The following is a 13,304-nucleotide window of genomic DNA, read 5'->3' as shown; positions in this document are numbered from 1 at the left end:
CTCTGCTTTATATTTCGATGAAATTACTGTCATTGGGAAATCAAATGTTAAGTCTTGGATAAAAAAAGATATTATGCACAACGAATAATTTTCCTACTTTTGCATCAAGTACCTTAAAAAATTAAAACAAATTAGAGTAGTACATTTTATGTCAACATCTCAAAATTCTATTTTTGAATTGATGAGCCAGTCTGGCCATCAAAACTTATTTTTCTGTAATGATGAATTAGTGGGCTTAAAAGCTATTGTTGCGATCCATGATACCACATTGGGTCCGGCAATAGGAGGGGTTCGTATGTTGCCATACGAAACGACAGAAGAAGCTATTGAGGATGCTTTACGTTTATCCAAGGCCATTACCTATAAATCCGCGATCACCGGATTGAACTTAGGTGGCGGAAGTGCTGTTATTATCGGTAATAGCCGTTTGGACAAATCTGAGGTTTTATTGCGCCGTTTGGGCCAATTTATTGAAGGATTGAACGGTAATTTCATTGCTTCTTTGGACGTAGGTACGACACAGCGTGATTTAGAATATATTTATACGGAGACTGACCATGTTGCCGGTTTGCCAAAAGCGATTCACGGCAGTGGGGTTGGCGATACATCAATTTTTGCAGCCCAAGGTGTTTATTTCGGTATTAAAGCTTGCTTGAAAGAGTTGTATGGATCGGAGAGTGTGGCAGGCAAAAAAGTTATTGTACACGGCGTAGGTAGCGTTGGTGAGCGATTGATCGCCATGTTGCGTGAAGAAAATGCACGTGTTTACGTGAGTGATATTACCGAGGAGAAAATGCTTAAGGTGGCGGCGAAATACAAAGCCGAGCCGATCCCATACAACGAAGTATTCGATCATGAGTTTGATGTCTATTCTCCTTGTGCATTGGGCGGTACGGTAAATCCGGAATCGGCGCAAAAAATGCAATGTAAAATAATTGCCGGTTCGGCAAATAACCAGCTGAAAGATGAGGTAACCACAAGTACAATTCTTCATGAGCGAGGTATATTGTATGCACCGGACTATTTAATCAATGCAGGTGCGTTGATCAGCTGTTATTCAGAAATTCAGAATTATGGAGTGGATCACACAGAATTTGTGATCAAAAACATATATAATGCGACCAGAGACGTGTTGAAAAAATCAAAAGAGGAGAATATCTCTACTTTTGAAGCGGCAAATCGCATTGCGGAGAAACGTATCCAAGATATTAAAAAAATCAAGAGATAGTCTTCTTCCCAAAATCGTTCTTATTTATTAGTTTATAAAAAATCGTTCTTTAAAATTACTATGTTAAACAGGAGACACCTGAGGGTAAAAGTAGTGCAAACGCTTTATGCGTACAGTCTTACAGAAGACAAAGACATCAAAACATTTGAAAAAGCACTATTAAAAAATGTGGATGAGGTCTACGAGATGTATATCTGGACACTAAATCTATTGGATGAGGTATCCGATTATGTATTGATAGACGCAGAAGGCAGAGCCAACAAGTTTTTGCCGACTGAAAAAGACTTGTCCTTAACGACCAAGTTAAGTACAAATACTTTTATTGAGTCATTGAGACAAAATCCGCAATATGCCGAGGGAGTCAAAAAATATAAGATTTCATGGAGCTTTGACCCGGAGATCGTGCGTACGGTATTTTTGCAGCTAAAGGATTCTGAGGCTTATTTGGAATATTTACAGCAGGAGGACCGTTCTATCGGTACGGAAAAAGATATCATTAAGCATATCTTTAAAAAGATCATTTTGAAATCACCGGTTATCGAGCAGGTTTTTGAGGAGAAATTTATCAACTGGCCTGTCGATAAAGAAGTGTTGCAAGCATTGATCGCGAAAACTTTTAAGAACTTCAGTTCAGAAGATCCGCGTAAAAACAAACTTGCTGAAATCACCCAAAACTGGAATGATGACAGCGATTATGTGATTGCCTTGTTGGGTAAGACAATTCGCAATACAAATGAGTATCAGAAACTGATCTCAGATAAGACCAAGAACTGGGAGTCAGATCGTATTGCTTTGATGGATACCTTGTTGATGCGTATGGCAATATGTGAATTGGTGAATTTTCCATCTATTCCAGTGAAAGTGACAATAAATGAGTATATTGAAATCTCTAAGGTATTCAGTACATTGAAAAGTAATACATTTATTAACGGTATCTTAGATAAAATATTAAGCGACCTGAACCAACAGGGAAGAATCCAGAAGGCAGGTCGTGGTTTAAGGGATTAAAGATCAATCAACAAATGAAGAACTTTAGTAAATATTCGGTCTTAGCTTTGGCATCGGTGCTTTTCTTTTCTTGTGGAAATTCCCAAAAAGGACAAGCAGAAACGGCTAAGACAGGAACTGAGGCAGTAGCCACAGACAGTCTTTCTAAAGCTGCGGCACAATTGGGTAAAGTAGAATTTGCCGAATCGGCTTTCGATTTTGGCCAGGTCAAAGAAGGTGCAGAAGTGAAACACACGTTCGTATTGAAGAATACAGGTGATGCGCCGGTTATTTTGTCCAAAGTGACCGCTTCTTGTGGTTGTACTCAACCTGAGTTTTCAAAAAGCCCCATTTTACCGGGAGGAACATCGGATATCCATGTGACTTTCAAGAGTGAGGGACAGGTAGGTAAGCAGCAAAAGATCATCACGATCCAATCAAATGCTTCCAATAGTATGACGACCGTCCAGTTAAAGGGTGAAGTATTAGCGAAATAACACATTATTAAACGATATAATAACAGATGAATACAGTATTATTACAAGCGGCAGGCGGAAGTAACATGATGAGTTTTTTACCAATGGTTTTGATCATTGTGGTATTTTATTTCTTCATGATCAGACCTCAAATGAAGAAGCAAAAAGACCATAAGAAATACATTGAAGAATTGGGTGTAAACTCTAAAATTGTTACCACTGCAGGTATCCACGGACGCATCGTAGAGGTATCTGACACAACTTTCTTGGTTGATGTAGGTTCAGGCGTGAGAATTCGTTTTGACAAGTCTGCCATTGCTTTAGATGCTTCAAAAGCCGCTAATGCAACGGAGAAAAGCACATCATAAGGTTTTTCTTTAAAAAATTGAAAGCCAGTCTCCAAAAGGGACTGGCTTTGTTTATTTTATATTACCCCACAATAGATGGAATTTGAAAAGTTGTCGTACAAGGTATCCCATATACCAGCATACACATGGTAATCGTGGTTTTTTCGACTTATTCCATCAAATTGTAATGAGCAAGCCCCCTGTCTTACTTCAGCGATCGAAGTTCTCAAATGAGACTCCCCATACAAACCGACCAGTGCGATATTGATTTTGTAGATGCTATCTTCATAGTGTGCATTAGAAGCCCATTTAAAGTCTATCACGTCGCCGTGAAGGCTAACTTCGCAACTGGTCAATGGCATCAACTGTCCTGCAAATACGATCAGTTTCTCGGGATTGACAAAAGGATTGCCCTCCGAATCCAATTCCAGGGCTTCCTTAAAAATATGGCGCTGAGCCAATTGGAAAGCACCTATCCGACTTCCTTTTTTCGCTAAAAACTTGTAACCAAAATCAAGTATCCCTCGATTGTCACCGGCAAATCTTCCGGCAACTTTTTGCTTTTTCCTATTTAGAAGTTCTGACTCGCTTGGAGGAGATGTACGTTTCCTTTTAGGTCCGCGAACAACATTTTGGCCATTCAATATATAAGCGCTGACAGAGCCAAATTTTCCGGTAATTGGACCATTAGGCCCGTTTTGTAAAATCGCCATAGTCTTATTTTACTAATGTTTATAATTGCTGGTATCTAACTTATTACCAAGTTAATACCAAATTCTGAATTAAAAGTGAAGTAACACTATTTTTACAGCATATTAATAAGGAGTTAATAGGGATTTACCCCTGTTATACCCCTGTTAACCCCCTGTTACACCCCTGTATTTACCCTATTAATAGAGAAGTTGGTATGAAGCAATTGTTAGCTTGTATCGGACACTACGAAGATCATTGCCATAGATACTTTGACCTTCAAAAGTGATTTTGGCTTTAGGAATCATCAACCTAGGTAAAATTGAAAGCGTTACTATTGAAAATAATTTTTTGCAACTTAATGGCTTATGTGTTCAATTATGAAGATAAATATTGACGCTCGAGACAAGAGACTGACCGTATTGACGATACTTGCTGTCTTGATGTATTTTTGGGAAAATGCCTGGTCGCTTGCTATATTATTGGAGCCATAGCTAATACGTAGGGGAGCTAAAACAGGTCACTATGAGTACCTGTCCTTGTAAGTGTAACAAGTTTAATGGTTTCATTTTGTTCCCATATCAGCAGCCAATCTGGCTGAATATGGCATTCCCAAAAGCCTTTATAATTACCAGTTAACTTATGGGGCTTATATTTTTGTGAAAGCACACCTTGTTCAACCAAAGTGGTAACTAGCTCATTAAGTAGCCCCATATCAAAACCACGTTTTTTTGCTAATTTGATGTCTTTTTTGAACTGACCGGTTTGCTCTAATGTATACACTATGAAAAAAGCTCCTTTCTGAAATCTGTAAGTGATATTTCTGATGTTTTACCGGATTTGGCGTCTTTTATCGCCTGTTCAGTTTCTTTATTGTACCGAGGCTCTTGAATTTCTACAAAAGGTAGCGTTTTAAGGTATTCGTAAAAAGCTTTTGCTTGTTTGCTCCGTTTGTCTATTTTTACTGTAATTTCCATCTTTACTCTTGTTTGTGATGCTATATCAAAGTTACAAAAAATAAAATATGATGGCGCGAATTATGATTTTAAATAGATCTACTATAGTAGTAACGAGATTAGTTGAATAGCGATGTTTTTTAAAATGTTCACTTTATCAATTTGGCAGAATTTCAGTTTTGTTTAGTGTATATTTAATTCCATAATAAACTGTTTTTTCTGAAAGCTGCTATGTTAGATTGCTCGTTTATAAACCAATGATAAAGAGTGTCTTGTATTGTATCAGTATTTAAACATGTTTGATTAATTGTTGTGGTGTAATCAGCTTTTTTGTTGGCATAGCTATTTTCCCGCAATCTCATTTCACCTGTTGACATAGAGATGTCAGTTTATACGGTTAATTTTAAGCAAAAGAAAAAATCATGAGCAATCTAAAAGCGTTTGACGGACAACATTGTGAAACTACAGCCACCGGAACGTTACTGCGGCAACTTGGAATTGAACTTTCCGAACCCATGCTTTTTGGGCTCGGGGAGGGACTTAGTTTTATCTATTGGAATATGAAAACAATGGATTTTCCTTTTTTGGGTGGACGCATCAAGACTGATCTGTTGACAAAGAATCTCTGTAAAAACCTCAATCTCGCCCTTTCTGTAAGGGAAACTACCTCGAAAACAAAGGCCTGGCAACAGGTCAAACAGCTTTTGGATAAGGGGCAAATCGTCGGGCTCAAACTTGATGCCTACTACCTTGAGTATTTCACCAATCCGTTCCATTTCGCTGGGCATTATGTGGCGATTTATGGTTATGACAATCAAAATGCTTTTTTGGTCGATACCAGACAGCAAGGTGGGAAAGTCAAAACCTCGCTCGATAGTCTAGCTTTGGCTAGGGCGGAGAAAGGGCCAATGGCTTCCAATAACTTATACTACACCATACAGCGAAAGAGTGAAGACTATGACTTAAAAAAATCCGTCATTTCCGCTATAGTCAATAATGCAAACGAATATCTCAATCCGCCCATTACAAATATTTCTTACAGGGGGATTGTGAAGACAAGTCAGGAGCTTATAAAATGGTTTAATAGGAGTAAGGATATAGCCACCGAATTTAAAATGGCTGCCAATCTTATGGAAAGAGCGGGTACAGGAGGTGCGCTGTTCAGAAATTTATATCGCGATTTTCTAAAGGAAGGTTATGACCTGCTTCATATTGAGCAACTTCATGAGGCACATCAAGAATTTGTGGAAATAGCTTTGTTATGGAAATCCGTTTCAGACTTATTTTATCAAATCAGTGAGACAGCCCGGGTTGAGTATATACAACAAGCTTCAGAAACACTCAAAATTCTGGCGACGAAGGAGAAAAAGGTGATGGAGCGGTTGGGTACGTTAAATGGATACCCAGATCGTGGTGCATCTTTGTAAAGAGATAGTTTTTAACTAAGTTTATAATACATAGTAACAAAGAAAATCCCTCTCCGTCATCTGGCGAAACTGAGATTGATTTATTGAAAAAAGGTCTTAGCCGTACATATAAAGAACGACCTGAAATGACTATGCGTCTTTACAAAATCAGCAAACGCTTAAAAAGGTTAAAATTCTACATAAACCCTTTCCTAAAAATAGTCTATGGATATATTTGAGGAGGAGATATGGAACTTTTGGAGAAATCTCGAACAATCGAAAGTCGATTATATAATGATTGGAAGTTATGCAAAGTTTATATCGAATCGAAATCCGATAGGATTACAAAATTATTGAAGCAGCTCATTATGTCGTTGAACATCACAAAACCAAAATGGCTAAAAACTGCACTTGATCAAAGTATTACACATGATTTATGTTATTATGGAATGACAATGTTTCAGATAAAAATGAATGCTGTAACTGATTTTTACGCAAATTGATTAAGTTTGTAACATGGCAAATGCAGTTCGACTAAATAAGACCCAACGGCGCAAGATTAACACCTTTGTGCGTTGTGTTGCAATTTCGTTGCTGGCTTGGTTGTTGTTTTCAATTTCCAACCAATATACAGTATCTGTCAAGGCTGCGATAGAATATGTCAACCTGCCGGAGAAACGTGCGTTTCACCCACAACAATCGGACACGGTCAAAGTAAAGCTCGAGATGACGGGATGGCAATTCCTCTTTTCGAAAGCGGCATTGGAAACACCCAAGGTGCAGGTGGACCTCAGCTCTTTGAAAACAAAAGATTGGATCGTATTTTCTAATCAGCTAGGATTTATCAACCGCCAGTTTCCACATGAACAACGTGTGGTGTCGGTGAGCCCTGATACCCTGTTTTTCGATTTCTCAAAACAAACACAGCGCAAGGTTCCTGTAAAGCCATTGTCCAATATCTTATTTAAAAAGGGATATGGTGTTATCGCTGATACTAAAGTAACACCTGCATACGTGACCATAACAGGACCATACGAGGATGTTTCGACCATTGAATATTGGGAAACAGATACTGTTCGTGGAAAAGAGGTGGAAACTGATGTGCGCACGGTGGCCAATCTCGCCCGCAATCAAAAGGGAAATATCAATGTTTATCCCACATCCGTGGAGGTGCTAATGCCCGTAGGGGAGTTGACGGAGAAGGTTATTGAACTGCCTGTAAAGGTTGAAAATGGACAGCGTTATAGTTCCGTAAGGCCCAATCCCAGTAAAGTGGTGATCACGGTACTGATGTCGGTCAAGGATTATAACAATTATACATCCCGTGATTTTGAGGCGGTGGTAGATCTGGCAGACTGGGAAAAGAATGAGGTGCAATACCTGCCGATACTGCTGACCAAGGTGCCGGATTACTGTAAGATTATCAGTGTTGTGCCACAAAATGTGGACTTCTTTGTACGAAAATAGTGTGATAAAATGGGACTGAAGATAGGAATAACAGGCGGAATAGGTTCCGGAAAAACGTTTATCTGCAAGCTTTTTGAAGCCTTGGGGATACCGGTCTATAATGCTGATGAAGAAGCCAAAAGACTGATGAATTCCGATGCAAGGATCAAAGAGAAATTGATTGAGCAGTTTGGGGAAGCAACGTACAAGGAGGGCCGGTTGGATCGGGCTTTCCTTGCCGATATGGTTTTTTCGGATAAGGAAAAACTGGAACTGTTAAATAGCATTGTACACCCGATTGTCATTCAGGAAGCGAAAGATTGGGCCGAGCGCCAGACGACACGTTATTCCCTTAAAGAGGCTGCGCTGCTTTTTGAAAGCGGCTCCTATAAAGACCTAGATTATACCATATTGGTCACTGCTCCAATGGATATTCGTATACAACGTGTCATCGAGCGGGATGGCGCAACCGAACAACAGGTACGCGAGCGCATTAACAAACAATTGTCTGACGAGGAAAAATTGCAGCTTGCGGACTTCGTCATCGTTAACGATGGAATCACTCCACTACTACCGCAAGTGTGGACATTGCATCAGAAATTTCTAAAATAAATATATGTCTATCATATTGTCTGACTTTCTGGTCAGAAAACCGGAAGGGTATTATTGCCGTTATGGCGACTTTTTTATCGATGCGGGTAGCCCTGTAGCGCATAATGTGGTGTCACATGCCCATGGCGATCACGCCAGTTCAGGACATGATTATGTCTATTGTACCAATGGGACAGCATTGTTTATGAGCTATCGCTATAGGCAGAATCGCAAGGATTCCTACCAGGTCAAGTTATTTAACGGCACTTTTAAAATAGGTCCGGTGGAAATTACTTTTCTACCCGCAGGTCATATCTTGGGCTCGGCACAGATCTTAATGGAATACAAGGGGGTACGTTATTTGTATACGGGTGACTATAAACTGCAGCCTGATGAGACCTGTGAACCCATCGAGTTGCAACAGGCTGATGTGTTGATCACTGAGAGTACGTTCGCAAATCCGGAGATCATCCATCCCGACCCCATTGCAGAGATCAAGAAACTTGAGGGACATGCAAGTAATATTCTATTGGGAACTTACGTGCTTGGTAAAGCGCAACGGGTGACGGATCTGATCAATAGGTACTGCCCGGAAAGAAGGGTGTTGGTACACAGTGGAATATTGCCTTATCATCGCCTATATGATGAGCATGGGCTTAAAAAAATGAGCTATGAACCTTACAACCGCAGAGAAATGAAGCAGGGTGAACAGAATAAGGTTTATCTGGTGCCGCCCATGACTTTCAACAGTTATTTTAGGGCGACAAAAGTATTGCGTGCCTTTGCCTCCGGATGGAAGCGGCTACAGGCACAGAATGATATTGAGTTGTATATATCGGATCATGTGGACTGGAACGATATCTTGCATTACATTAAGCTGGTTGCTCCACGGGAAGTGTGGACATTGCATGGTGATGGCACGATACTCAAAAGCTATTTTGGAGAACAGTTAACTGTAAGAGATGTGCACTCAGCATAAAAGGAGGGGATACCCTCCTTCATCATTTCATATTAATGATCTTGTCAACTACATATACCGTATTGCCACGCCAGGGCAATACGCCATGGTACTCTTTGTACCGAAGGTCAAAATATTTACCGCTATTTAGTTCAAGCTGGTGGAATATCGAGTCATCTTCGATGGAAAATTCGAATTGATTGCTGGCAATTCCGCCTGTCTTGGCACTGCCAAATCCTTCCTGAATGAGCTTTCCTTCATAGGTTTTAAATATATTGCCTTTTTTGACAGCAAAATTTAGATAACCTGATTTTACGCCTTCACCAAAGACGTAATAGTATTTCCAGTAACCATAAGACCCAAAGCCTACTAACAAAAAGAGCAACAGAATAAATAGAAGTTTCTTAAATCCTGATTTAGTCTTTTTTTGTTCCGGTAAATTTTCCATAATTTTTTACGCTAGTTTTTACTGTATTATTTTCTTTTCATTTTATCCAACGATACTGTCACTTCAAGTTATTCATGTCCATTCTATATTTTAGGCACATTGAAACGGTTTTAACTGAAAATCTATTCTCACAAGAACTCGGCCAATTATAGCGGGTTGAGAAATTGACAAACAAAAAGCTAATTATACGATTAAAATATTAACTGCCTGATAATTGGTTAAGTGAGCTAATTATATTAGTATTTGATTGCAAATTGTCTTGATTCCTGCTAATTTTTGTAAATTTGGATAATGGATTCACCCCAAACATACCGCAAGATTATCCATCTGGATATGGATGCTTTTTATGCATCTGTGGAACAGCGGGATTTTCCGGAATACCGGGGTAAGGCTATCGCGGTAGGTGGTTCGCCAGATGGACGGGGTGTCGTGGCGACAGCGAGTTACGAAGCCCGCAAATTTGGGGTAAAATCTGCCATGAGCTCCCGTAAAGCACTTCAGCTCTGCCCGGATATCATATTTACCCGCCCGCGGTTTGATGTTTATAAACAGGTTTCCTATCAGATCCGGGAAATCTTTCAGCGGTATACTGACTTGATTGAACCTTTGTCGCTGGATGAGGCCTTTCTGGATGTAACGATGGACAAACAGGGTATCGGTTCAGCTATTGACATCGCGAGGGCGATTAAAACCGCGATTAAGGAAGAACTTAATCTGACTGTCTCTGCCGGAGTTTCCGTTAATAAATTCGTTGCAAAGATTGCTTCCGATATGGATAAACCCAACGGCCTCACATTTATCGGTCCTTCAAAGATCCTGAAATTTATGGAATCCTTACCGGTAGAGAAATTCTTTGGTGTGGGTAAGGTGACGGCCAAGAAAATGCACGAGTTGGGTTTGTTTACAGGTATGGACCTCAAAAAACAGCGTGAGGACGATCTGGTGCGTTGGTTTGGTAAGACCGGACATTTTTTTTACCGTATTGTCCGCGGCATAGACGACCGGCCTGTCACCCCCAATCGGAGCAGTAAATCGGTCGGAATAGAGGATACTTTTGAGGCTGATATCGAAACTTTTGAAGAACTGAACGCCATTCTTCAGAGACTGAGTAGACAGCTTTGGGAGCGTATCGGAAAAAAGGAAATATCGGGCAGGACATTAACGCTGAAACTTAAGTATGCTGATTTCGTGCAGCTGACACGGAGCCTTACACTGGATACAAGTTTTGATTCCGAAGAGAAAATCTATGCGACAGCCCATAGTCTGTTGAGTAAGATTTCTTTAGCCAATAAGGTGCGGCTGCTTGGCATTTCAATTTCTAATTTCGTCGAAGAGACCGATTTTCCAAAAGAAGGTGTGCAGCTTGCTCTTTTTGAAAATTATCGGTAGGCTGTAAAATTCTCCCCATTTAAAGAATGGTCATCTGACAAGTATCGGACTGAATAAGCTTGTTACAGGTAAAATCGTTGTTATTTATCGCAATTCTTTATCTTAGCTGAAATAATTAATAAACATATCCAAGAATTAATGAATACAGTATCAAGAGTGCTCTTAGGCGCATCTATTGTGTTTTTTGTGCATGATCTGACTTTTGCGCAGAAAAAATTGGATTTTGCGCAATCCTGGGGACAGAAACAGTCTTTGACCGTGCGCACAAATCAATATCCGGGCTGGGCGGATGGAGCTGCTTATCTCGAAAATGATGTCAACGATAGCCGGCTCTATCAGGTCGATGTCAAATCGGGCAAGAGAAGTATCTATACTATTCCAGCAAAAGAGGGGACTGTGGTCTATGTTGAGAATAATGATATTTTTATCAAAAATGGCTCTGGAACAGCAAAAAAACTGACCAATTCACCCGAGATTGCCGAACAGAATCCAACTTTATCGCCAGATGGTCAATATGTGGCCTTCACACGCAAAAGCAACTTGTATAGCGTGGAAGTAAATACGGGAAAAGAAGCACAATATACCAACGACGGTACTGATGTCATCTACAACGGCTGGTCTTCTTGGGTTTACTACGAGGAAATTTTGGGTCGTTCGACAAATTATAAAGCTTTTTGGTGGTCTCCGGATAGCAAAAAAATCGCTTTTATGCGTTTTGATGATACCAAAGTACCTATGTTCCCTATTTATTCATCCAAAGGACAGCATGGTTATCTCGAAGAGACCCGTTATCCGAAAGCGGGTGATCCCAATCCTGAAGTTAAAATGGGTATCGTGCAGCTGAACGGGGGCAAGGTAACTTGGGCGGATTTCAATGAGAAGGATGATCAGTATTTCGGGCAGCCATATTGGGCTTTTGATAGTAAAAATATCATGGTGCAATGGATGAACAGGGATCAGAACAACCTGAAATTCTACCAGGTGGATCCAAATAAAGGCTCGAAAAAGGAAATTTACGATGAACGGCAGTCTTCATGGATCAACCTGGATCATGATGAGCGTATTACTTACCTTGCCGACAACAAGTATTACATTTTAAAATCGGATAAAACGGGCTGGGCACATTATTACCTGTATAAGTTGGATGGCACTTTAGTAAATCCGATTACATCTGGCGATTGGCAGGTGACCGAAATCAAACGGATAGACGAGAAAAATAAAGTGCTTTATTTTACCGCACGTAAGGAAAATTCGGCCCGTTTTGATCTGTACCGCGTAGATTACTCGGGTAAAAATCTGAAACGTTTGACCTTTGGTGAATATTCACATGATGTCAACGTATCACCTGATGGCAAGTATTTTATCACCCGGTATTCTAATGTGAGCACACCGGACCGTTTTGCTTTAGTGGATAATCAGGGCAAAGTGGTACGTCAACTGGCGGATAGCAAAGCTGCGGACTTTAGTTCATACACCTACGGTAAAACAGAATATTTACATATCAAATCAGATGACGGTCTATTTGATTTGCCACTGACGATCACGTATCCTACGGATTTTGACAAATCGAAAACTTATCCAGTTGTTTTCAGTATCTATGGTGGTCCGGATGCGGGTACTGTAAAGGATACCTGGAAAGGTACAGGCAATCAGTATTGGGCGAATGAAGGTGTTATCCAGGTATCCGCGGATCACAGGGCTTCTGGCCACTTCGGTAAACAAGGCGTAGCTTATATGCACCGTAATCTGGGACATTGGGAAATTATCGATTATTCTACCATCGTAAAATGGTTGAAATCTCAGTCTTGGGTAGCTAAAAACAAAGTATTGATCACAGGCCATAGCTACGGTGGCTATATGACCTGTCTGGCGATGACGAAAGCGGCCGATGTATTTGACTTTGGTATTGCCGGTGCACCGGTAACTTCTTGGGAATTATACGATACGCATTATACCGAACGTTGGATGGATACGCCGCAGGATAATCCTGATGGTTACAAAGCGGGATCCGTATTGACCTATACAGACAATTACAAAGGTGTATTACGTATCATGCATGGCGATATGGATGACAATGTTCATTTGCAGAATACGACTCAACTGGTTGATAAATTAACAGATCGAAGCGTACCTTTTGAATTGATGATCTATCCGGGCAGCCGTCATGGATTTAACCGTTCAAAAAGTAAATATGACTTTAATGAGCGTGCGCGTTTCTATTACCAATATTTATTGGAAAAACCGCTTCCAAAGGAGTTTAAGTAGGTTGTTGGCTGTAATTACAGAAAAAACACGCGGTTAAGCTAAATCGCGTGTTTTTTTATAGGATAGTCTTTGGATATCAGGTAAGATAGTTGCTCAAAGTTCATGTTGTCTGTCTAA

Annotated in this window: 15 protein-coding genes; 10 read left to right on the top strand and 5 right to left on the bottom strand. The window is 40.2% G+C overall.

What is annotated here, in order from left to right:
• Positions 1 to 148: 148 nt before the first annotated feature.
• Genes DCO56_RS02735 through yajC form a run of 4 tightly spaced genes read left to right on the top strand, consistent with a single transcriptional unit; the run spans position 149 to position 3,059 of the window.
• A complete protein-coding gene (locus DCO56_RS02735) occupies positions 149 to 1,228 on the top strand; it encodes a Glu/Leu/Phe/Val family dehydrogenase (protein ID WP_108632212.1) in 1,080 nt (359 codons plus the stop codon).
• Positions 1,229 to 1,288: 60 nt separating this feature from the next.
• On the top strand, positions 1,289 to 2,236 hold the full coding sequence (nusB, locus tag DCO56_RS02730) for a transcription antitermination factor NusB (RefSeq protein WP_108632211.1): 948 nt from the start codon (positions 1,289 to 1,291) through the stop codon (positions 2,234 to 2,236).
• Between the two features lie 14 nt (positions 2,237 to 2,250).
• The gene (locus DCO56_RS02725) at positions 2,251 to 2,712 is read left to right on the top strand and encodes a DUF1573 domain-containing protein (RefSeq protein ID WP_108632210.1); all 462 of its coding nucleotides are present in this window, start codon (positions 2,251 to 2,253) and stop codon (positions 2,710 to 2,712) included.
• A gap of 26 nt (positions 2,713 to 2,738) precedes the next feature.
• Complete coding sequence (gene yajC / locus DCO56_RS02720; protein WP_108632209.1) at positions 2,739 to 3,059, top strand: preprotein translocase subunit YajC; 321 nt, start codon at positions 2,739 to 2,741, stop codon at positions 3,057 to 3,059.
• 56 nt (positions 3,060 to 3,115) lie between these two features.
• Here yajC and DCO56_RS02715 read toward each other — a convergent pair whose 3' ends face one another.
• From DCO56_RS02715 to DCO56_RS29005, 4 genes are all read right to left on the bottom strand, one after another.
• Positions 3,116 to 3,751 carry a hypothetical protein gene (locus DCO56_RS02715; protein ID WP_108632208.1) on the bottom strand — a complete coding sequence of 212 codons (636 nt, stop codon included), beginning with the start codon at positions 3,749 to 3,751 and terminating at the stop codon, positions 3,116 to 3,118.
• Between the two features lie 487 nt (positions 3,752 to 4,238).
• Positions 4,239 to 4,511 carry a type II toxin-antitoxin system YafQ family toxin gene (locus DCO56_RS02710; protein WP_108632207.1) on the bottom strand — a complete coding sequence of 91 codons (273 nt, stop codon included), beginning with the start codon at positions 4,509 to 4,511 and terminating at the stop codon, positions 4,239 to 4,241.
• Positions 4,511 to 4,705, bottom strand: a complete 195-nt coding sequence (locus DCO56_RS02705) for a hypothetical protein (RefSeq protein ID WP_108632206.1) — start codon at positions 4,703 to 4,705, stop codon at positions 4,511 to 4,513. Before DCO56_RS02705 ends, DCO56_RS02710 begins: the two co-directional genes overlap by 1 nt.
• Positions 4,706 to 4,878: 173 nt before the next feature.
• Positions 4,879 to 5,061, bottom strand: coding sequence for a hypothetical protein (locus tag DCO56_RS29005; RefSeq protein WP_146190964.1), 183 nt, complete (start codon positions 5,059 to 5,061; stop codon positions 4,879 to 4,881).
• A 45-nt stretch (positions 5,062 to 5,106) separates the two neighbouring features.
• Between DCO56_RS29005 and DCO56_RS02700 the strand changes: the two genes are divergently transcribed.
• The 4 genes from DCO56_RS02700 to DCO56_RS02680 all read left to right on the top strand — a co-directional run bounded on the left by DCO56_RS02700 (position 5,107) and on the right by DCO56_RS02680 (position 9,106).
• Positions 5,107 to 6,111: a BtrH N-terminal domain-containing protein gene (locus DCO56_RS02700; protein WP_108632205.1), complete on the top strand. Its 1,005-nt coding sequence runs from the start codon at positions 5,107 to 5,109 to the stop codon at positions 6,109 to 6,111.
• 495 nt (positions 6,112 to 6,606) lie between these two features.
• Positions 6,607 to 7,557: a CdaR family protein gene (locus tag DCO56_RS02690; protein ID WP_108632203.1), complete on the top strand. Its 951-nt coding sequence runs from the start codon at positions 6,607 to 6,609 to the stop codon at positions 7,555 to 7,557.
• A gap of 9 nt (positions 7,558 to 7,566) precedes the next feature.
• Positions 7,567 to 8,148, top strand: a complete 582-nt coding sequence (gene coaE, locus DCO56_RS02685) for a dephospho-CoA kinase (RefSeq protein ID WP_108632202.1) — start codon at positions 7,567 to 7,569, stop codon at positions 8,146 to 8,148.
• A 4-nt stretch (positions 8,149 to 8,152) separates the two neighbouring features.
• A complete protein-coding gene (locus DCO56_RS02680) occupies positions 8,153 to 9,106 on the top strand; it encodes an MBL fold metallo-hydrolase (RefSeq protein ID WP_108632201.1) in 954 nt (317 codons plus the stop codon).
• 22 nt (positions 9,107 to 9,128) lie between these two features.
• Here DCO56_RS02680 and DCO56_RS02675 read toward each other — a convergent pair whose 3' ends face one another.
• The gene (locus DCO56_RS02675) at positions 9,129 to 9,533 is read right to left on the bottom strand and encodes a hypothetical protein (protein ID WP_108632200.1); all 405 of its coding nucleotides are present in this window, start codon (positions 9,531 to 9,533) and stop codon (positions 9,129 to 9,131) included.
• Between the two features lie 291 nt (positions 9,534 to 9,824).
• Between DCO56_RS02675 and dinB the strand changes: the two genes are divergently transcribed.
• Together dinB and DCO56_RS02665 are read left to right on the top strand one after the other, a co-directional pair.
• The gene (gene dinB, locus DCO56_RS02670) at positions 9,825 to 10,922 is read left to right on the top strand and encodes a DNA polymerase IV (RefSeq protein ID WP_108632199.1); all 1,098 of its coding nucleotides are present in this window, start codon (positions 9,825 to 9,827) and stop codon (positions 10,920 to 10,922) included.
• Positions 10,923 to 11,060: 138 nt separating this feature from the next.
• Positions 11,061 to 13,187 (top strand): S9 family peptidase, encoded by a 2,127-nt coding sequence (locus tag DCO56_RS02665; RefSeq protein WP_108632198.1) that lies wholly within the window; start codon positions 11,061 to 11,063, stop codon positions 13,185 to 13,187.
• The last annotated feature ends 117 nt before the right edge of the window (positions 13,188 to 13,304 follow it).

Origin of the sequence: Sphingobacterium athyrii (assembly GCF_003071065.1) — a bacterium.
Lineage (GTDB): Bacteria > Bacteroidota > Bacteroidia > Sphingobacteriales > Sphingobacteriaceae > Sphingobacterium > Sphingobacterium athyrii.
Note: the sequence above shows the minus strand (reverse complement) of the source record. Positions and strands in the feature narration are given on the sequence as shown.